This is a genomic window from Microcoleus sp. PH2017_12_PCY_D_A, assembly GCF_020738565.1.
Classification (GTDB): domain Bacteria; phylum Cyanobacteriota; class Cyanobacteriia; order Cyanobacteriales; family Microcoleaceae; genus Microcoleus.
On sequence record NZ_JAEQCI010000055.1, the window covers coordinates 23,016 to 44,245 of the forward strand.

The following is a 21,230-nucleotide window of genomic DNA, read 5'->3' on the forward strand; positions in this document are numbered from 1 at the left end:
TTTTTAGTGTTCAGGGAAGATTTTTTTAACCGCAGATGAACGCGGATGGACGCGGATAGTTAGAGGTTGGTGAAACTGGTTGAATCTCAGAAGTCTGGGGGAGGTGTTTTGAAACAAAACCCTGAAAACTCCGCCTCCTAGTGTATCTTGCGGGCACATCCGATCGCAAGAAATTGCTGTCAAGTGCGATCGATATTTTGCCAAGTTAGGCATTTCGACGCGCCCGAATGCGGGAATTCGGTTAATAGGGAGCATCTCAGTTTTGTATTTACAGTGTTCCGCTCAAAAAAGGTTCGTAGTACGTCAGTAGAGTCCGCTCTTTAAAAAATGCTTCTTGCAAAATTGAGATGCTCCCGGTTAATAGCCATTGACTGACTTGTTCGTTATGAATATATTACTCTGGTTGTGGGGTATCTGCCAACAAGCTGCGACTGGCTGGCTGCCCCATATTCAAGGATTTTTTCATGTTTTGGCAGATATGATAAAATCGACATGGTAAGTAAAATTGGTGAATCAGATGACAACTTTTAGTGTAGAGCAATTAGATTTAACTTTGGAAGAATGGATGCAAAATCCTCCTGACGGGACGGAGTGGGCGGACGGTAAAGTTATAGTTAAACATCCTGTAGAATTTGTCAATGGAGAAGTAGTAGGGAAACCGGGAATGACTGCAAAGACTCGTCGCATTCAAGCCAGATTAGTACGGTATTGGGGCATTTACATGGACTCAAGCGCTCAAGGGGGCGAGGTTTATGTGGAAGTTACTTGTCAAACTCGGAAAAAAGGACGGATACCAGATGTATCTTATATTACTCCTGAACTGTTGGCGCAAGTTGGAGAGTTTTCAGTTTTGCCGCAGAGTTTTCCGCTGCTAGCTGAGATTGTTTCGCCTAACGATTTTGCTGATGATGTTTTTGCCAAAGCACAAGAGTATTTAGAGTCTGGTTGTTTGGAAGTTTGGCTGCTATTTCCGAAGAGTAGTTGGGTGTTAGTAATTACTCAAGGTGCGACAGTTTTATTTAAGCCTGGTGAGGTGGCGAAGACTCAGCTTGTGTTGCCGGGTTTTAGCGTGGCGGTGGATGAATTGATGGCATAATTTTATTGTTTTAAAAACAAGTTTAAATCGGGAGCATCTCAGTTTTGCATTTACAGTGTTCCGCTCAAAAAAGGTTCGTAGTCCGGACTTCAGTCCGCTCTTTAAAAAATGCTTATTATAAAAATGAGATACACCCTTTAAATCCCTTGTATAACTAATTAGATTCTCGACATCAAAGCATTGAATTATTGACACAAATAAATATCTATAGCAATTCTCAAAAAGGTGAGGTAGGTAGTTGGGCTTGGGCCCTATACGTTTAGTGGTTATATAAGCTGTCAGCCATACCTCATCTTTCTGAAAACCGCTATATATCTGTCATTGCGAGGAACGAAGCAATCTTAGTCTTGGTGATTGCTTCGGGCCTCGCAATGATACCAAATCCGGGTTTTAAACCCCCTTTATTTCGACCGTCGGCCGAGGACACTTTGTTTGTATAGACGCGGTTTCAACCGCCAAGTCATAAAGGGGCTAGGATACCCAGATTTGGTATGACACGCTTCGTTAACTGAACTTTATAGTTCTATATCTAGCCTGTAAAACAACTTTGCGTAATCCCTGTATGAATTTTAAAATTTCCGCTACGATCAAGACCTAGCTATTATTTTGGTAACTCGCCATGAATAATCATCTTCCCGATGCCGGACAAAATATCCCGCAATTTCAACTCAATGATTTTCTGCAATCTTTAGGCATCGACACGCCACACACCGTTCAACATTCAGATCCGCATTCCGACCTGAGCTTACCACAAAATCATTTACCCGATCGCTCTCAACAGCCTAATTTTGTTCGCACCAACCAACCGGATATTTTACCAGATTTCTCTCAACCTGGATGGGCAGACTATCCCCAACATCAAGACTTCTCTCACCAACACCACGACTTGCATCAAATATCAGCCCTAGATTCACAGCATCTAAATCACCCAGTCAACCAACCAGAAATCATTCCAGATTTCCACCAATCTGGATGGGTTGAGCACCCGCAACATCAAGACTGGCATCAAACATCAGCCCTCGATTCCCATCATCAACAAGCTTGGACAGTCAACTCATCCTATGCCACTGTTCCTGGGGGCGATCGTACCATGAACGACCCCCACATAGATATCCGGGACAACGGCCACATTTATCTGCATCAGCTAAACGGTCACACCGTTGATGTCGGTGATGTTCGAGGCCATGCAATGTATAATTCATCTGGGTGGGAAGTCGGTTACTTCAAAGACAATGGAGAAGTCTATAAATATAATTATCACTCAGCGGATAATTATATCGGTAAAATAGAGAATGGTCACATTTATAATGTAGACCATAAAGAAATAGGACGTGCCGATACAAATTTAGAAGGTGCAGCCCACCTATTATTTGCAGTAGGAGGCGGCGCAAAAACTTAATTGATTAATCATGGCTACACGGGAGATGAGAAACCGGGTTTTTTCCCAAATACTTCGTTATTACAAAAAAACTCCCAAAAAACCCGGTTTCTGTCGGGTAGACGAGAGGCCCAGAAACCGGGTTTTTTCCCAAATACTTAATTCTCACCCAAAAACTCCCAAAAAACCCGGTTTCTGTCGGGTAGACGAGAGGCCCAGAAACCGGGTTTTTTCCCAAATATTTGATTGTCCCCCAAGATTTCCGAAAAACCCGGTTTCTGTCGGGTATTAATACAACAGGGTTAAACCCTTAAACATACACCCTAGGAGCGATTATTTATGACCAAAGCATTACCAGGAAAAAAAGGATTTTGGAGTAACATAGGCGATGCTTGCAAATCCATATTTATGCCAGAAAAATATCGGCAAGACCGCATATTAGAAACTGGCATTGTTACTGCTACAATTAATTCAGAGACTGCCATTGAAAACGCCAACAAACAACGAGAATTACAACAAAAAATTACCATCGTCCAAAACTTGCAACATCAAGCCAGTCTTGATATCACAAAAGAACAAGGCGATTTGAACCGAGGTTTACAAAAATACCTCGCCGAAATGAATATCGCATTTCAAGCCCATGAAGGCACGCTGAATCGCGAATTACAAGACAAATTAGCCCGACTCAATCGAGATTTTCAAGCCAATGAAGGCAAACTCAACCGCGAACACAGCGCCCAAATTGAAGTATTGCGCGCTGAATTGCAAAAATTCTGCATCGCCGAACAGCGTCAACTTCAACTAGAATTAAAACAGTTAGACGCACTTCTAGCACGAGAAATTGCTCAGGTAAATCGCGAAACAGCAATTGCCGCCATTGTCAAGCAAAAAAACTTAGAAAATTCCCCGATTCTAGTCACCGCCGAAAACATTATTGCCAACATCAACCCCGAAGATACACCCACTTTACGAGTTTTCTTATCACCTCCAGTATTGACTCACGATCCGGCTAAAGGTAATCAAAACTTTCCGGTATCTGAGGAGTTTTTAAGCAACTATTTGCGAACCTTCCTAGATAAGTATATCAGCGATGGTCGGCCAGTACAATTTATGGCGGTTCTTGGCGGACTAATGTTTTTCGGGAAGAGGCGGCGGCGGAAAACTTATTTGCCGGTTTGCGCGTGATTCCTACCCTGATTCTAGACTCATCCGCTACCCATGATAAGTTTTACCTGCGTTTTGGCTTTTGGCATATTAATTTCAAAAAGTATCGCTACAAAACTCCCATCAATCAGTTACCTTGGGTTGAGATATTGTATGATTTTGCCAAACAACGGGCTGTGAATTGGCAAACAAAACGACAAGCGTATATTGACTCTGGTAAGCCTGTGGCTGATTTCGATCTTCGTTTTGGTGAGGAAACAGTTAAACGCTATCAGGAAAATTTACGAATCTTGGAAATTGAACGGGAAGCCCTAGAGGAAGGAGAAGATTTAAGCGAAATTCATCGCCCTTATCATTTTCACAAAAATGATTCCGATGATTTAACAAAATTTATTTGCATTTGCCATGCTTTGATCGCGGGGTTAATTGTTGATGAATATTGTCTGATGTTTTTGCCTCCAGATGAGCGAAAAACACCTTTTCTACCGCAGTTACTCCCGGAAATGTTGAAAAAAATGCCCGCTGACGAACAGAATATTCTGACGGAAATTGCGGTTGGTTATTATCAGCAATTATATGATTGTTTGGCTGAACAAGAGTCGGCACTGATTCCTGATTTGCGTTTGGATTTAGCTATATCTCTGTTGATTTTGGCTGACAAGCAGTGGGCTGCTGCACAGTTGTATTTGTCTGTTCAAGATTGGTTGAGGCTGCACGGTTTGCCGATTCCCGAACAAAGTCAGTTATTAAATGTTTTGGCGGCGGCTTTGACGATTGATGATGAACCCTATGTAACTAAGCTAAATGAATGTTTGCGAGTTTTGGGGGCGAGTTTGCAGTTAAGTATCATTGAGTCTTGTTGGCGGAGGGGTTTGCAACGGGCAAAAAATGGGGAATATTCTTCGGCGATTACAGATTTTCATCAGGTTTTGCAGTTAGACGGTTCTCGGTTTGAGGCGAATTTTCAGCGGGGTTTGGCTTATTATCAAATTGCAGAGTATCAGGGCGCGATCGCTGATTTTGACCAAGTATTGCGGCTGAATCCGAATGAAGCTAGTGTTTACCACCATCGCGGGTTAGTTTATCAGAAGCTGGGACAGTTAGAACGGGCAGTTGAAGATTTTAATCTGGCGTTGCAAATTAATCCGAGTTTACCGGGTGTTTTGCATATCCGCGATGTGGCTTTGGCTGTATTGGAGGAGAGAAAACGGGAGGCGGAAGCGAAACGTTTGCGTCAAGAAGCAAAGGAAAGGGAACGTCAACATCAGGCAGCCGAAGCGGAACGTTTGCGGCGGGAGGAAGAAGCTAGTAAAGGTAAAGCATTTACTTTTGAAATGATCGCGGTGGATAAGTACGGGAAACAAACTAGCAAGCAGTCGGGGAAAGCTTATCAAAAAGAGGAAGATTTGGGTAATGGGGTGAAACTGGAAATGGTGCATATCCCGGCGAGTAGTTTTATGATGGGTTCACCGTCGGGAGAAGGTAGTGATAGTGAACGCCCCCAACATCAGGTAACTTTTGCCCAGCCATTCTATTTAGGGAAATATGCCATTACTCAAGAACAGTGGCAAGCGGTGATGGGAAATAACCCTTCTGGTTTTAAAGGTGAGAAACGGCCTGTAGAAAATGTATCGTGGAATGATGCGGTAAGTTTTTGTCAGAAGTTGTCTGAGAAAACTGGAAAAACCTATCGTTTGCCGAGTGAGGCCGAGTGGGAATATGCTTGTCGGGCTGGAACAACTACGGCTTTTCACTTTGGGGAGACTATTACTCCAGATTTAGTTAATTATGACGGCAATAATCCCTACGGTTCTGCACCGAAAGGACTTTATCGTCAAGAAACTACTCCGGTGGGAAGTTTTCCCCCGAATGGGTTTGGTTTGTACGATATGCACGGCAATGTTTGGGAATGGTGCGCTGATCCTTGGCATGGTAGTTACAATGGCGCGCCATCTGATGGTACTTCGCGGACAACTGGCGGAGATAGTAACCGAGTGCTGCGTGGAGGTTCGTGGGACGGCAATGCGGTCGATTGCCGTGCTGCATTCCGCAACTACGGCTCTGCGGGCTACTCATACAGGGGCAGGGGTTTTCGTGTAGCGGTAGCTTTGGCTGTCCCTTCCTCCCTGTCTTCCCTGTGAGGACTCTTCTTTGCTCTTTTGCCCTTTTGCGCTTTGCTCTTTTTCCTTTTCCCTCTAGCGCGCTAGCGCTCAATTTTTTTTTCGGGGAAGTGGCGATGGGTAGGTAGAAACCGGGTTTCTTGGTAGATGTTTATACCATTTTACTAAAATCGCGCAACACTCTTCGACCCCCCCTAGCCCCCCCTTGCTAAGGGGGGGGACAAGAATACTGTTGCATTCTTTTTTTAAATTGGTATTAGTTGAGAAACCAAGATTTTTCGTAGAAACCCGGTTTCATTGCGTAAGTCATGAGAAAAAAGGTTGAGAAATATCCCTTTTTTTGAGATAGTAAATAAGTATCCATTTTTCTCGCGCAAGTGAGAGGGTGGAGAAGGGACAAGCACTTCCGAGTGCAGCGTGGAGGTTCGTGGAACAACAATGCGGTCAATTGCCGTGCTGCCAACCGCAACTACAACTCTGCGGGCAACTCGAACAGGAACAGGGGTTTTCGTGTAGCGGTAGCTTTGGCTGTCCCTTCCTCCCTGTCTTCCCTGTGAGCACTCTTCGCTATCGGAACTGGCAAATGGGAATTTGTCGGGCGTGTAAGAAGAGTCCAGACTTGTTCCTGTGATGGGGTGACTTCATCCGAAAATAAAACCAAATCGGGTAGCTTGGTAGGGATTCCGAAGAGTTGCCCGATTTATTAGATAAAACTATAAATGAATTACCAAACTTGTAACGTGTGTCAGGCTGATGATGTGCGAAATAGTTAAGATTTTGCCATAGTATAATACCCTAGTTCCTAGGCTAGCAAATTGGAATTTATTGGATGTATAAAAAGAGTTCAGGAATAATTTTCCAACCGATAATGGAGAAGGCGAGATAATGCCAGAAATCAGCCGTTTTTTAGGTATCATCATCACTATGTCCTACAAAGACCACCCGCCTCCACATTTTCACGTCCGCTACAATCAACAAAAAGCTATCATTGATATCGCAACTCTTTCGATTTTAGAAGGTAAACTTTCCCCCCGCATCTTAGGTCTAGTTATAGAATGGGCGGCTATTCATCAGACAGAACTAATGCAAAACTGGGAACTAGCTAGAGTTCAATCTCCTTTAGAGCCTATCACACCGTTGGAGTAGAAAATGCTTAAAGATATTATCTCGGTTAAACCGTTAGAATTCTATCAACTACATCTCAAGTTTGAAGACTGTATAGAGGGAGTTGTTGATATCAGTGAACTGATCGAATTCACGGGCATCTTTTCCCCCCTACAAGACTTGAGTTACTTTGTTCAAGTCAAAGTTAATCCTGATTTGGGAACGGTTTACTGGGAAAATGGAGCCGATTTAGACCCAGATGTTTTGTATTCAATTATTACAAATCAGCCAATCGCTACCTATGAAAAAGAATCTGTTAGTCGATTTTAGGAGCGAAAATTTAATAACTTAAATACACCTATAATCCTCTCTCATGTAAGCTGCGAGCTAAAAGGAGGCTCTTCCTCCGGATCTGCGTTACCAGGCAGAGCGAAAGTAACAAGCAACAATAGGTTACAATACAGTTCCGATAAGAGAGTCCTAGCGATAAAACACTGTGAAACATAGACAATGCGATTGCTTCGTTTCTCTCTTCGGACAACGCTAACTGAACCGTATTGTAATATATTATAGTTTTTGGGATCTTTTCTACTTAACTAAAAATTGATGAGAATTGTTTTTTTTGGCACTCCTGATTTTGCTGTTCCTACTTTATCCAGTTTGCTGAGTCACCCGGATTTTGAGGTTGTGGGTGTGGTGACTCAGCCGGACAAACGCCGGGGAAGGGGCAATAAATTGATGGGTTCACCTGTAAAAGATGTGGCTTTAAATCACAGTCTTCCGGTTTGGCAGCCGCGCCGAATTAAGAAGGATGTGGAAACGCTTGCTAAGTTGCGGGAAGCGGAGGCTGATGTGTTTGTGGTGGTGGCTTACGGGCAGATTCTGTCTCAGGAAATTCTGGATATTCCTAGTTTGGCTTGTGTGAATGTTCACGGTTCTATTTTGCCGAAGTATCGCGGGGCGGCGCCGATTCAGCGCTGTCTTTTTAATGGGGAAAAGGCTACTGGAATTACTACTATGCTGATGGATGCTGGTATGGATACTGGGGCGATGTTGTTGAAGGCTTTTGCTGGTATTTCGCTGTTGGATAATGCTGATTCTTTGGCGGATAGGTTGGCGGATGTTGGGGCGGATTTGTTGGTGGAAACTTTGATTAAATTGAGGGATGGGGAAGTTAAAGGTGTACCTCAAGATGATGGTGAGGCGACTTATGCGCCGATGATTGAGGCGGCTGATTTTGTGCTGGATTGGTCGAAAAGTTCGATCGCCCTTCACAATCAAGTTAGGGGTTTTTTCCCGAATTGCACGACGACTTTTCGCGGTAACTCTCTGAAGGTGATTGCAACTGTGCCGGTGGGGCCGGAATATTGGCTGCAATTACCGCCGGAGTTGAGGGTTTTGGAACGGGAATGGCCTGTTTTGGCCCAGTTGTCGGGCGCAAATGGGGAGGTTGTGAAGGTTGTGAAGGGCTTAGGGGCGATCGTCCAAACAGGCGATGGTTTGCTATTATTGCGGGAGGTGCAGTTGGCTGGTAAAAAAGTTCAGTCTGGGGTGGATTTTGCCAATGGTGCTCGGTTGACGGCGGGTGAGATTTTTGGGAAAGTTGAAGCTACAGGCTAGAAAGTACCTGGAAGGGTTGATTGGTTTTTTCCCAATCTTGAATGGCTGTGTAAAGTTGTGTCAGTTGGAAATGAGAGGACTCGTAAGCAAGTCTAAGGTCTTTTTCTAGTACATCTGGCTCAACTTGCTTGGAGTTGCAGGTGCCTAGGGCTTTGCAAAGTGCGATCGACAAAATACAAATCATATCGTGACCGCAACAAACATACCACATATCTTGAGCATTTGTTTTTAAGCTATCCATCTTTGCTATAATTTCTGCCTCATCAAGTCCCAGTTTTTGAGAGTTATTTTTCACAGTTTGCAGTAATTTTGACTCATTTAGTTCCAAGGTTTTATCGTCTACAAATTTACTAAAAGCTAAACCTTCAAATTTTAAAGCATAATTAAACTTTAACGAAACCCATCGTAAATAACCAATAACTTTGGCACTTTCCAGTAAAGTTTGGCGAATATCTTTACCAAAATTATTGATTTTTTGTTCAGAACCGTGTTCGGAAAGAACTTTTTCAAGTGCTGGCGATTTCAGCAGCATAGTTTCAAGATCGTGAGTATCAGTTAATAGTAAGTTAGAACTAGATGTAACAGTACCTTCTAGTATCCAAAAATCAGCATCAACAATAGCCAACACGCCCGCAAAGTTATCCTTTTCAAGGATATTGAGCACTTTTACAACATTGTCCTTATTATGGGCAATTTCCACACGACACTTTGTGGAATCTATCAAGTTTTTCCACACCCGCGCATCTGTATCTCCCTCAGCAATTACAAAAGATCCAGTATATTTAGATTGAGTTCTCAGCAAGCGAAGTTTGTTGGCAATACGATCCGGTTTAAGATTATTTGTCATTCAACTGGCCCTTTCAATTCCACTGTCAAATCCCAGCGATCGTCTATAATATCTGGAGAATGAGATGCGATAAGCACGTCAAAGTTTGCCAACTTAATAATTGCTTGCAAATCTTTGAGAAACTCAACTTGCCATGCTATGTGAAGCGAAATTTCAGGTTCATCAATGAGAACCAGTGAGTTAGGTTTAACTCTGAATAACAACTCGTAAAGCATTACCAGTTCGTGTTGTTCTCCGAAAGATAAGTCTGTCGCCAACAAAGGCTTACCATCAGCCGTTGTAAAGGTAAAACCTTTATCTTTGCTGATACTCATATGCTTGTATAGAAATCGCTGTTGAATAATTCTCGTAAAAAGTTCTATTTTAGTAGCGAGTTCCTTGAAAACCATGAGTTTTTGTTCTACATCTTCAACATAAACTGACAAAATATTTTTTGTGGTATTATCAATATGTTGTTCAATTTGAAAATCAGGATTTTCGTCTTTATCCAAAAGACCAATTTCTCTGAGAAGAGAACGCTTTTGCTCAATTTCATTTAATTTGTTATGCAGCGTTTTCTCTGTGATATTGGAGGGTGATTTGTTATTAAAAATTCTTGCGGGAAAGGTTCTTTCAAGGGATTGAGATAATGCACCGTATTCAGCCAGTTTTGCTTGAATCTCTTCTGCGAGTTCCTGGGAATAGATACTAACCGATGGAATCATTGAAGGGTGTTTTGTATCTACCGCTGGTTTAGGAAAACTTGAGGGAGTTAACAAACGTTGAGTTTCGATAAAATGAACATCGATAGAACTTCTTAGTTCTGACAGCCATTTTGGTTCTTTCTTAACGCTCTTTGCTAACCTTGATATTAACTGTCTAGCTTTAAAGACGAGAATACGTTCTAATTCTAATTCTGAAACTTGAGTTGGTGTGTCTATGTCACCTGATGACTGTAGTGTATCATCTGTGATATCCGAAGACACATTGATTCCCGCTGAGAAATCATCTATTGAGTCCATTATTAAATTCGGTGAGAATATCTCTTTTGCTGCACCAGGCTTAGCAAAGTAAAACATTAAATTTTTATCTTTCTCATGTTCAGGTGCATCGATCGATTTAGTTATTTGTAGACAACTACCATCATCAAAGTCTAACCGGAACTCTGTAAATGGGATAGTCCAAAGTTCTGAGTCAAGTGAATTGAAAAATCCATTAATTAACCTAAATAAGGCTGTTTTGCCAAATCCATTTGGACTATGAATAATCGCGATCCTATCTTCCATATTGAGCGAAACCGGATGGTTGAACACTCCAAAAAGTTTGGTGACAGAAATTTTATTTATTCTCATTTTTCCCTCTACTTATATCAAATCCGTTAGTATTGGAATTATTGATTTCTCTCTTCTCTTCCTCTGTGTTCTCTGCGTTCTCTGCGGTTAAATCACCTGACGGTACAGCCGGAATTGATATATAGCCTTTCTTAAAAAGATGACTGACGGCTTATTATAACCGCTTAGACTAAGAGGGCTGAAGCCCAACAACGTACCTCATCTTTCTGAGAACCACTATAACTTACTAAAATTCGACTAAAGCTTCTTCTTCAACTCCCAACAAATCCCGCGCGGCTTCTAACATACTCTCAGTAATATCTTTCAAATCTTCGCGACTTGCTAAATAAGTTTTCAAAGCATCTAACGGTTCTATACTATTATTAGCATTCAATTCCGGCAACCTCGGCCTTGCTAGCTGGCTGACTAATTCCGGCTGAATTGTGTAGCTGTGGGCTGCGCCGAGAAGTGCGTGCAATTCGGCGTTATCAATTAAGTCTAATTGTTCCGATCGCAATTGGTAGATCAATCTCACGACAGCATCTTGGATTTCCTTCTTCCCAATGGCTTTCACCAAGTCGGCTTGGGGACTTTCCGATTCAGATACGTTCACCTTAATCGTCTGAAACACCCGCACGGGTAAGGTGCAAAATTCCCATTCGGCTTTACCCCGTGACAAATTAATCAACACAAAGCCTTTGTCTTCTTTCTCTTCGCTAAAGTCAACTCGTTCGATGCTTCCGGGATAAATTACGGGCGGATTGTTGGAAGCGTTGAGATTTTGGTGTTTGTGGACGTGACCGAGGGCTACGTAGTCGAAACAAGGGCGTGTTAGCATGGCAACGGGTATGTTGAATCCTTTGCCGACTGCTAAAAAACGCTCGGCGCCCAAGCTTGCTTTATCTGCCATTAAGTGCGCTAATAGTACGGTTGGTATTTCGGGATTGAGGCGGCGGATTTCACCTTCCATGGCGATCGTCAGTTTTTCGGTTAATAATTGGTTAACGTCGCCTACAGACAGGCTTTCGGTTTCTGATTTAGTCATTAAGGTCGATCGCGTCAACCAAGGCAGTGTAACCACCTGTACGGCGCCGTTGCGGGTGTGTATGAGGTGTGTTTCCAGGCGATCGCCTACAATAAACTTAGGTATTCCCAAAGTCCGGTAAATTCCCAAACTCGCGCCGCCCTGTCCCTGGGAATGTTGGTCGTGATTTCCTACTAGCAAAACCGTCGGAATTTGCGCCTCAACCAAGCGGCTGAATTGGCGCGCAAAAGCCTCTTTGACAAACGGTGGCGGCGTTGAATCCGGGAAAGCATCCCCGCCGAATATGACTAAATCTACGGGTTCAGAAATTGCTCTATCCATACATTTACTCAGCGTCGCCGCGAAGTCTTCCAGCCGCGTATTTAACCCGGTTTCTGGATTGACGCGCCCGTGGGAAAAGCCGCTTCCCATGTGAATGTCTGAAAGGTGAAGAATTTTAATCATTGTTTTTGGGTTTGTGACTTGTAATTTAGGTTCGTAGTGAGGACTTAATTTAGGTTCGTAGTGAGGACTTCAGTCCTTCTTTTGCTTCTGAAGAAGGACTAAAGTCCTCATTACGAACCTGATGCTGAAGAAGGACTAAAGTCCTTACTACGAACCTGATGCTGAAGAAGGACTAAAGTCCTTACTACGAACCTGATGCTGAAGAAGGACGCTGAAGAAGGACTAAAGTCCTTACTACGAACCTGATGCTGAAGAAGGACTAAAGTCCTTACTACGAACCTGTGCGATAATATTTGTTTAAATTTGCAGATCCGCCTAGGACATCGCTGAATACCGGACGGCTAAAATTATGTTATTTTATTCAGTCTGCGGAGGCAGACATTGTTTGTATAGACGCGGTTTGAACCGCCGTGCTATTTTAACACAATTCTAGAAATCGGGCGTGCCACAGTTTGCCACTTTCTGTCAATCCCTGCGATCGCACTTTGATTTTGACTCCCCGGGGGTTTGCCTCGTGCAGTCTGGCGATTTCCAGCATTTCCCCGCTGCTAAAGCCCGTTCCCACTGTTCCGACAGGTACTAATTTGCCGTCGATTTCTTGCGCGACTTCGATCGCGCTAAACGGCCGCCCCGCAACTTTTGTCGGAGTCAATCCCACAATAAATAAGTCGTATTCCTGACAGTATTTAGTCCTTACCATCGGGAATTTCTTAACATCTTTGCCGCCTACGTAGCGGCAGTTGTGCAAAATCCAAACTTCGCCTTCTCTGTTTTCAGCTTCCTGTTGCTGCGCTAGCAAAAGTTTTTCGCCTGCGGTGCGAGATGTCGGGACAATTTCAAATTCCGCAGATAAACTTAACAGCATTTCGCCAACTTCAACTCCGGCGGCAATTCTTTCTGATTCGGCGGTTTTGGTCAGGTCATTTCCCTGGAAAAACAAAGCTTTGAAAATGGCATAAACTGCGGTGGGCTGGGTTGTCGGAAAACCGCTTTCAATATTAACTGTAGCAGCTTGGGCGCCCGTGCGGTGTTCGCTGCCCGTACAGCTTTTGTAATACAGTTCGCCGTCTAAAACAAAGATGCCAATTTTAGCTGCTGTGTCGGTTAAAGTGCGATCGATCGCAATTGACGCTTGTTGCCGCAGGTTAGTCGATCGCGATTGGTAGTATACTTTATCTAGCGTCGCCACGACCACAACTCGGTTGCCATCGCGTTTTGGCTGTCCCCAATACTCGGGATTTTCGATATAATAAGAACGTTCGCTGGGCGCGTCAACCGGCTGCATCGTCACAATCCTTCCCGGCTGCAAGTGCGGAGGTAATTCGGGGACAATTGGATTGTTGGCAGTCTCAACTTTAGCCGCGGCCTTTGATTTTGCCGCAGGAGCAGCATTGGTGGTAGACTTGTTTGGAGTGTTTTTAGCCGGCTTTTCTCCCGTTTCCAATTCAAACGCTCTTTTCCAAAAGCCGATCGCCATTTCTGGATATCCTTCCGACTCGGCACACAGTGCAAAACTGATAACTTTTGCCGTACCAATGCCGCGCCCGTAATCAGCTAAATACTGCACCGCCCCCGCTTCACCCATCAAGTGCAATCCCCGCGTGACGATGCGATTGTTCCAGCGTTCTCGAATATCGGCGCTAATTTTTTTGGCTGCTTTTCGCTTGGCTTCTGCGTATTCGGTGCACTCCATAATGCCTCCTTTTTGTAGGGCTACTTGTAAAGTATACTCAAGCTTGATTCATTAGTCAAGCAAGCACAAAACCAGGATTTATATCATGTCTGGTCGATTACTATAACAAAAACAGTCCGCAAAAAGCAGTTCGTAGTGCGGACTTCAGTCCGCTTTCATGCTGCGGACTGAAGTCCGCACTACAAACCTTGTACTTCAAGGCATTATGCCATCAATCATTGCTCATCTTCAATCTTAAAATCTTCAATCCAAAATCTAAAATCCAAAATCCAAAATAGTCCGATTATCCCCTTGCACCTGTGACCGTTTGAAAAAACCTAGGCGTATATCTTTGTAAAAAACTCCCCACCGCCAGCGTAACTAAAGTTGCCAGGATGATTGTCAACAAATAGTATACAATGACAGTTATTGAATTAGAAGGCTTTGATAACTTGTCAAAAACTTCCTTAAAAACTGTTACCGTCGGTTCGTGAATAGCATAAACAAAAAATGCCAAACCCGAAAAATTCAAACAAGCTTTTTCTAGCTTTCCCGACACTAAATCTGAAGCGCACCAAATCGCCGCCGTACCCATTACTCTCGTGCAGCATTCAAACTGGTGTTGAAAAGTTTTAATGTCTGCTGTTTGCGTCATTGCCAGCACAAGAGCCATCCCTAAGTATATACCGATAATCGCACTTTTTCGTCTATCGAGCCAAGTTAAATCCAATTTTTGAACAGCAATCAGACATCCCAAATAAAAGAACAACGGCCCCAACCACTGGATACTCAAACCAATTTGCAAATTCAGCAACCAAGGCGCGGCAAACAAAGCTACACCTAGATAAGGTATCTTTCTAGCGATTATCAAAAATATCGGAGATAGAATCACCATCGCGATTAAATCCCGGACGTACCAGAAATGAAATGCGATCGGATAAAGGCTTTTATATCCGGTCAAACAATCTATAAAATTAGCAAAGCTGTAGTCCCCAATATATGCCTTGTAATGCCCTTGGATAATTGCACTCGTTGCCGGTACGTTCATGACAATTAACACCACAGTCAATAAAGATAAGTTCCAAAATAAATAGGGAACCAGGAGAGTCCAAAACCGAGATTGGAGCTTTTCTTTATAAGAATTCAGCGATAAATTAAAATTTCTGAAAAACAGGAAGCCTGAAAGCATGAACAGAAAAGCCACGCAAGAACCGCCCCAAGTCCCCGCAATCAACGTCTGGAAAAATTTGTCAGCATATCCCACAGAATTGATGGACGAGTGAATAGTAACAATCCCAATGATGAGAGGCAGACGCAATAATTTAATTCGGCAAGATATTTCCGGCGTAATTTGCATTTTTTACAGAAAAAGTGTAGGGTTCGATCGGCTGGCATTTGCATTGAGATGGCAAATTGTAGTAATCGGTTCGCCACCAATGCTAAGATAGCCTCGATCGTGCGTTGAGGTCAATCATGCCAGGAGTTGCTTCTTGCGAAGTCTGGTTCGCCAACTTCCGTTAGCGAAGCCCTCGAAGAGGATCGCACTTTTCGCACTTTCGAGAATTTAATATCAAGTCTAATTGTACTCTGATGATGCGATTGATTTTGTACAGCAAACCCGGATGCCACTTGTGCGAAGGGTTGCAAGAAAAACTCGAACAGATTGAAAGCCTCAAGTTTCAATTGGAAGTACGAGACATTACCGAACGTGATGACTGGTTTCAAGCTTACCAGTACGAAGTACCAGTTTTGTTTAAAGTTGACTCCCAACGCAAAAATTCTGGTGGCGACGCTGCATTTTCCCCAGAAGAACAATTACCTCGTCCTTCTCCCCGCTGTACAGTCCCACAATTGGAGCAAATGTTACAGAAATATTTGCAAATAGATCCGTCACAATAATATGATTTACGCAAAAAATCAAGCCCTTCGGGTGCCGGGCCCGCACTCTGGGCCCGGAGAGTGCGGATTTCACACCGAAAAGGCTTGTAGATAGCGGATCGAACAATTTCTGGCGCAAGTCATATTCAAAACATCCAAGTGAGGAGTTTTTCAGATGAAATTGAGAGAATTATTAGCAACACTTCCCGGCATTTCCTTTGACATCCAACATCGGGCCCTCGATGCCGAAGTCAAGGGTTTATCTACTAATTCCCATGCTTGTGGGGCGGGGGATTTGTTTTTGGGAATGCCGGGAACTCGCGTTGATGGGGGAGATTTTTGGCAAAGTGCGATCGCCAGCGGTGCAATTGCCGCCATAATTTCCACCTCCTCCGCCGAGAAAACACCCCCCCAACCCCCCCTTAGCAAGGGGGGGCTAGAAGAGCTTCCCTGCGTCATCCCAGTAGCCGATATGGCTCAAATTTGCGGTCAAATAGCCACCGCATTTTACGGCAATCCTGCTAGCAAATTAAAACTTGTCGGCGTTACCGGAACTAACGGCAAAACTACAACAACTCATTTAATCGAATTTTTGCTCAATCAAATGCAGTTGCCGGCAGCAATTTTCGGCACGCTTTACACTCGCTGGCCTGGTTTTCAACAAACTGCTCTTTACACTACACCTTTTGCGATCGACTTGCAAAAACAGCTAGCAGAAGCTGTCACCGCCGGATGCAAATACGGCGTGATGGAAGTCAGTTCCCACGCTTTGGCACAGCAGCGAGTTTTGGGCTGTTCTTTTGAAGTTGCTGTGTTTACAAACTTGACTCAAGACCATCTCGATTATCACCGCGATATGGAGGATTATTTTGAGGCAAAATCTCTGTTGTTCGGTTCGGATTACCTCAAGAATTGCGCTGTAATTAATATTGACGACTCCTACGGACGGCGGATTGTTGAAAGCCTCAAATCCGAGCAAGTATGGAGTTACAGCACTACGGACAAAACTGCTGATTTGTATGCTTTTGATTTGCAGTATCAGCCCAATGGAGTTAAGGGAATGCTGCACACTCCCAAGGGCGAAACTGCTTTTGTTTTGCCTTTAGTCGGTCAGTTCAATTTATCTAATATGTTGGCTGCTGTCGGTGCTGCTTTACAATTGGGTTTAGATTTGTCCGCAATTGTGGAGAAATTAGCTTTGTTTTCGGGAGTTCCGGGACGGATGGAACGGGTGCAAATTAGTTCCGATCAAGATATTAGTGTAATTGTCGATTACGCGCACACTCCAGATAGTTTGGAGAACTTGTTGAAGGCTTCGCGGCCGTTTATTCCCGGTCAAATGATTTGTGTGTTTGGTTGCGGTGGCGATCGCGATCGCACGAAACGCCCAATTATGGGTAAAATCGTGGCAGAGTTGGCCGACTTAGCCGTTGTTACCTCCGACAATCCGCGTACCGAAAATCCCGATCGCATTTTAGAAGACGTGATCGCAGGCATTCCTGCCACCGTAAAACCCGTCGTGATGTGCGATCGCGCCGCAGCAATTCGCGCTGCTATTATCGACGCTAAACCCGGAGATGGCGTGCTGATTGCAGGAAAAGGACACGAAGATTATCAGATTTTGGGCACCGAAAAAGTCCATTTTGACGATCGAGAACAAGCGCGAGATGCCTTGACAGCCCGAATGAGTTAATTCTCTTAACTGTTAACGGTTAACCGTTAACAGTTAGCTGCTCGCTGGTTGGGAAATTTGTGGGATTTTTCAGTATTTATACGAGGGCAAAATCGGATTGTCAATAGATTATAATAGTAGAAAATTTAATTTAATAATAAAATTTTTTGCTATGATCGAACTAACAGGTTATCAAATTCTCGATCGCATTTATTCAGGGACTCGCACCCAGGTTTATCGCGCCCGCAGCCTCGGCGATCGAACACCCGTCATCATCAAAGTCTTGCGGAACGAGTATCCCAGCTTCAGCGAACTGTTGCATTTTCGCAATCAGTACACGATCGCCAAAAACCTAAATTTTCCCGGAATCATCCAAACCTACAGCTTGGAATCCTACCGCAACGGCTATGCGCTGATTGTCGAAGACTTCGGGGGAATTTCTCTGAAGGCATGGACGGGGAAAGGCGAAACAGTTAAATCTCTGGTGGAGTTTTTCCAAATTGCGATCGCTCTCGCCAATACATTAGATATACTTTACCGCCAGCGCATCATTCACAAAGACATTAAACCCGCCAACATTCTGATTAATCCCCAAACAAAACAAGTCAAACTCATTGACTTTAGCATCGCATCAGTGCTGCCGAGGGAAACTCAAACCCTGATGAATCCCAACCGGCTCGAAGGCACATTAGGCTATTTATCTCCCGAACAAACGGGAAGGATGAATCGCGGCGTTGACTACCGTACTGATTTTTACTCTCTGGGTGTCACTTTTTACGAGTTGTTGGCGCGTAAGTTGCCGTTTCAAAGCAACGATCCGATGGAATTGGTACACTCTCATATTGCCAAACAACCGCCATTGCTGCACCAAATCAATCCGCAAATCCCGGAGGCACTTTCAGAGATTGTCAGCAAATTGATGGCAAAGAATGCTGAAGACCGCTATCAGAGCGCTTTGGGGCTAAAATTTGATTTAGAATTGTGTGGGCGTCAATTTGCAGAAAGTGGGAAAATACAAGGCTTTGCGATCGCCAGTCGGGATGTGTGCGATCGCTTCCTCATCCCAGAGAAACTCTACGGTAGAGAAGCCGAAGTTGCTCAATTATTGGCTGCGTTCGATCGCATTTCTAATTCCGAAACTATAGCGAGGAGCCAGTCAAAGCGCGAGTTAATGTTAGTCGCGGGTTTTTCCGGGATTGGTAAAACCGCGATTGTCAACGAAGTACACAAACCAATTGTCGGAGCGCGCGGCTACTTCATCAAAGGCAAATTCGACCAATTCAACCGCAATATTCCCTTGGGTGCTTTCGTGCAAGCATTTAGAGAATTAATGGGACAATTGCTGAGTGAAAGCGACGCTGAATTAGCAAATTGGAAAACCAAAATTTTAGCGGCACTCGGTGACAGCGCCCAAGTAATTATCGAGGTAATTCCCGAATTAGAGCAAATTATCGGTCAACAGCCAACCGCCACAGAACTGTCTGGAACAGCGACACAGAACCGCTTTAATTTACTGTTGCCAAAATTCCTGCAAGTATTCACCACCAAAGAACATCCGTTAGTCATTTTTCTCGATGATTTGCAGTGGGCTGATTCGGCATCTTTGAAATTGATGCAGTTGTTGATGAGCGAATCAGACGGCGGATATCTCCTATTAATTGGAGCTTATCGCGACAATGAAGTTGCTGCCGCTCATCCTTTGATGTTGGCGCTAGAACAAATTCGCAAAGCACAAGCTACAATCAATACGATTAGATTAGCAGCGCTGACTGAAACGAGTTTAAATCAACTCGTTGCCGATACGCTTACCTGTGCGGAAGCCATCGCACTACCATTAACTCAACTAATTTATCAAAAAACCAAAGGCAATCCATTTTTTAGCACGCAATTTCTGAAACTGCTGCACGATGATGGGCTGATTCAGTTTGACTTTGCTGCTGGTAATTGGCACTGCGATATTGCCAAAGTCAAAGCATTAGCTCTGACTGATGATGTCGTTGAGTTTATGGCGTTGCAATTGCAAAAAATGCCAAAATCCACGCAAGAATTGTTAAAGAAAGCCGCGTGTATTGGCAACTCTTTTGATTTAGAAACTTTGGCGACTGTCACAGAAGAATTGTCAGCGGAAACAGCAACAAATTTGTGGCAAGCATTGCAAGAAGGCTTGATTTTGCCGACCACTGAAGTGTACAAATTTTATCTCGGACGAGCCAGAGAAGAGGCGCCGCAGACTGCGGAAATTGTCAGCTACAAATTCCTGCACGATCGCGTCCAGCAAGCTGCTTATTCATTGATTCCGGAAAACCAAAAACAAGCAACTCACTTGCAAATAGGACAACTGCTGCTCCAGCGTACATCTGCCGCAGAGCTAGATGAGAAGATTTTTGAGATTGTCAATCAATTAAACTATGGCGTTGATTTGCTAGTTGGGTCAGACAAACAGCAACAACTCGCTGAGTTAAACTTGGCAGCCGGACACAAAGCTAGAGCATCAACTGCCTATGTTACTGCCAGCAAATATGCCACAATCGGCTTGGGATTGCTGAACGCCGATTGCTGGGAAACTCAGTATCGACTGACATTAAAATTGCATAATCTAGCGGCAGAAACTGCATATTTTGGCGGAGATTTAGCAGCGATGGAACAATTAGTGCAAATAATTTGGGCGCAGGCTAAAACAGCGGTAGAGCAAGTCAAAGCTTATGAAGTAAAAATTCAAGCTTGTGCTGCTAGAAACCAAGGACAAGAAGCGGTCAATCTCGCACTTGGCTTGTTAAAAATGTTTGGCGTAGAGTTTCCTGAACAGCCAAATCCGTCAGATTTTCAGCGAGATTTTCAGCAGATAAGTGCAAAATTAGCCAATCAATCGATTCAAGATTTAATTAATTTGCCACAAATGACGGATGCTGAAGCTTTAGCAGCAATGCGGATGCTGTCGAACTTGATTCCGCTGGCATTTACCGTAACCCCAGCTTTGTTTCCGCTAGTTACTTTAAAACAAATCGATTTATCGCTTAAATACGGCAACGCTGCTGATTCTGCTTTTGGTTATGCTAATTATGGATTAATTCTCTGCGGAATTATCGGCGATCTCGAAACTGGATATCAATTTGGCGAACTCGCTATGATTTTAGTGTCGCAGTTTCACAGGCCGGAGATGAGAGTCAAGGTATTGTTACCAGTCGCCTCTTGCATTAAACCTTGGCAGCAACATATTAGAGATACTTTAAAATTTTTCTTAGAAATTTACACGTTGGGTTTGGAAACCGGAGATTGGGAATTTACAGCCTACGGTATAGCCGAGTATTGCAGCACTGCATATTTACGTGGTTACAATTTAGTAGATTTAGGGCCAGAAATTACCCAATACAATCATTTTCTCCGGCAAATCAAGCAAGAAAGAGTGTTGTACTGCAATTTAATCGCGGAGCAAGCAGTCTTAAATTTATTGGGAGCAAGCGCAAATCCCTGTTTGCTGATCGGTGCTGCTTATAACGAAGAGGAAATGCTGCCGGTTCACCTGCAAGCAAGCGATATGTTCGGGCTTTTTGACTTCTATCGTTACAAGCTTCAGCTTTGTTATTTGTTGGGCGAATACGGTGCGGCGCTGGAAAATGCAGTGCAGGTAGAACAATATTTAATGGTGGCTGTTTCTAAGGTCAGAGTTCCCAATTTTTACTTCTATGATTCGTTGGCGCGATTGGCAATTTATGCCAATGCTGAAGCATCAGAACAAATTCAAATTTTAGAGCGGATTAGTGCGAATCAGGGAAAGATGCAGCGGCTCTTCTGGGTTTGCGGTGAAAACTGTATAATATAGGAACTTTACGCTAGAGGCTAAGCTTATGGATTTTCATCTTGACGGATTACTCAATTTGCC

General features: G+C 43.7%; 16 protein-coding genes. 10 read left to right on the plus strand and 6 right to left on the minus strand.

The window, feature by feature from the left end:
- Positions 1–3 precede the first annotated feature (3 nt).
- Positions 4–255, minus strand: a complete 252-nt coding sequence (locus tag JGK39_RS17335) for a hypothetical protein (RefSeq protein WP_293255747.1) — start codon at positions 253–255, stop codon at positions 4–6.
- 262 nt (positions 256–517) lie between these two features.
- Between JGK39_RS17335 and JGK39_RS17340 the strand changes: the two genes are divergently transcribed.
- From JGK39_RS17340 to fmt, 7 genes are all read left to right on the plus strand, one after another.
- A complete protein-coding gene (locus JGK39_RS17340; protein WP_293255744.1) occupies positions 518–1,096 on the plus strand; it encodes a Uma2 family endonuclease in 579 nt (192 codons plus the stop codon).
- 619 nt (positions 1,097–1,715) lie between these two features.
- Positions 1,716–2,495: a hypothetical protein gene (locus tag JGK39_RS17345; protein ID WP_293260381.1), complete on the plus strand. Its 780-nt coding sequence runs from the start codon at positions 1,716–1,718 to the stop codon at positions 2,493–2,495.
- Between the two features lie 318 nt (positions 2,496–2,813).
- A complete protein-coding gene (locus JGK39_RS17350; protein ID WP_293260383.1) occupies positions 2,814–3,659 on the plus strand; it encodes a hypothetical protein in 846 nt (281 codons plus the stop codon).
- Complete coding sequence (locus JGK39_RS17355) at positions 3,656–5,779, plus strand: SUMF1/EgtB/PvdO family nonheme iron enzyme (protein WP_293260386.1); 2,124 nt, start codon at positions 3,656–3,658, stop codon at positions 5,777–5,779. Before JGK39_RS17350 ends, JGK39_RS17355 begins: the two co-directional genes overlap by 4 nt.
- 864 nt (positions 5,780–6,643) lie before the next feature.
- Positions 6,644–6,904, plus strand: a complete 261-nt coding sequence (locus tag JGK39_RS17360; RefSeq protein ID WP_293260389.1) for a DUF4160 domain-containing protein — start codon at positions 6,644–6,646, stop codon at positions 6,902–6,904.
- 3 nt (positions 6,905–6,907) lie between these two features.
- Positions 6,908–7,192 carry a DUF2442 domain-containing protein gene (locus JGK39_RS17365; RefSeq protein ID WP_293260393.1) on the plus strand — a complete coding sequence of 95 codons (285 nt, stop codon included), beginning with the start codon at positions 6,908–6,910 and terminating at the stop codon, positions 7,190–7,192.
- Positions 7,193–7,468: 276 nt separating this feature from the next.
- Positions 7,469–8,482, plus strand: a complete 1,014-nt coding sequence (gene fmt / locus JGK39_RS17370) for a methionyl-tRNA formyltransferase (RefSeq protein ID WP_293260396.1) — start codon at positions 7,469–7,471, stop codon at positions 8,480–8,482.
- Here fmt and JGK39_RS17375 read toward each other — a convergent pair.
- The 5 genes from JGK39_RS17375 to JGK39_RS17395 form a co-directional block, all read right to left on the minus strand.
- Positions 8,472–9,329, minus strand: a complete 858-nt coding sequence (locus JGK39_RS17375; protein WP_293260399.1) for a DUF4435 domain-containing protein — start codon at positions 9,327–9,329, stop codon at positions 8,472–8,474. The two genes, fmt and JGK39_RS17375, sit on opposite strands and share 11 nt — an antisense overlap.
- A complete protein-coding gene (locus JGK39_RS17380) occupies positions 9,326–10,660 on the minus strand; it encodes an AAA family ATPase (protein ID WP_293260402.1) in 1,335 nt (444 codons plus the stop codon). Before JGK39_RS17380 ends, JGK39_RS17375 begins: the two co-directional genes overlap by 4 nt.
- Before the next feature lie 226 nt (positions 10,661–10,886).
- Positions 10,887–12,128 carry an exonuclease SbcCD subunit D gene (locus JGK39_RS17385; protein WP_293260405.1) on the minus strand — a complete coding sequence of 414 codons (1,242 nt, stop codon included), beginning with the start codon at positions 12,126–12,128 and terminating at the stop codon, positions 10,887–10,889.
- 418 nt (positions 12,129–12,546) lie between these two features.
- Positions 12,547–13,821 carry an ATP-dependent DNA ligase gene (locus JGK39_RS17390; RefSeq protein ID WP_293260408.1) on the minus strand — a complete coding sequence of 425 codons (1,275 nt, stop codon included), beginning with the start codon at positions 13,819–13,821 and terminating at the stop codon, positions 12,547–12,549.
- Positions 13,822–14,104: 283 nt separating this feature from the next.
- Positions 14,105–15,157: an acyltransferase gene (locus tag JGK39_RS17395; protein WP_293260411.1), complete on the minus strand. Its 1,053-nt coding sequence runs from the start codon at positions 15,155–15,157 to the stop codon at positions 14,105–14,107.
- Positions 15,158–15,393: 236 nt separating this feature from the next.
- On the opposite strand from JGK39_RS17395, the gene JGK39_RS17400 reads away from it, so the two are divergent.
- From JGK39_RS17400 to JGK39_RS17410, 3 genes are all read left to right on the plus strand, one after another.
- Positions 15,394–15,699, plus strand: coding sequence for a glutaredoxin family protein (locus JGK39_RS17400; RefSeq protein WP_293260423.1), 306 nt, complete (start codon positions 15,394–15,396; stop codon positions 15,697–15,699).
- A gap of 154 nt (positions 15,700–15,853) precedes the next feature.
- Entirely contained in the window at positions 15,854–17,371 is a 1,518-nt protein-coding gene (locus JGK39_RS17405) for a UDP-N-acetylmuramoyl-L-alanyl-D-glutamate--2,6-diaminopimelate ligase (RefSeq protein WP_293260414.1), read from the plus strand.
- Positions 17,372–17,522: 151 nt separating this feature from the next.
- Positions 17,523–21,170, plus strand: a complete 3,648-nt coding sequence (locus JGK39_RS17410) for a serine/threonine-protein kinase PknK (RefSeq protein WP_293296950.1) — start codon at positions 17,523–17,525, stop codon at positions 21,168–21,170.
- The last annotated feature ends 60 nt before the right edge of the window (positions 21,171–21,230 follow it).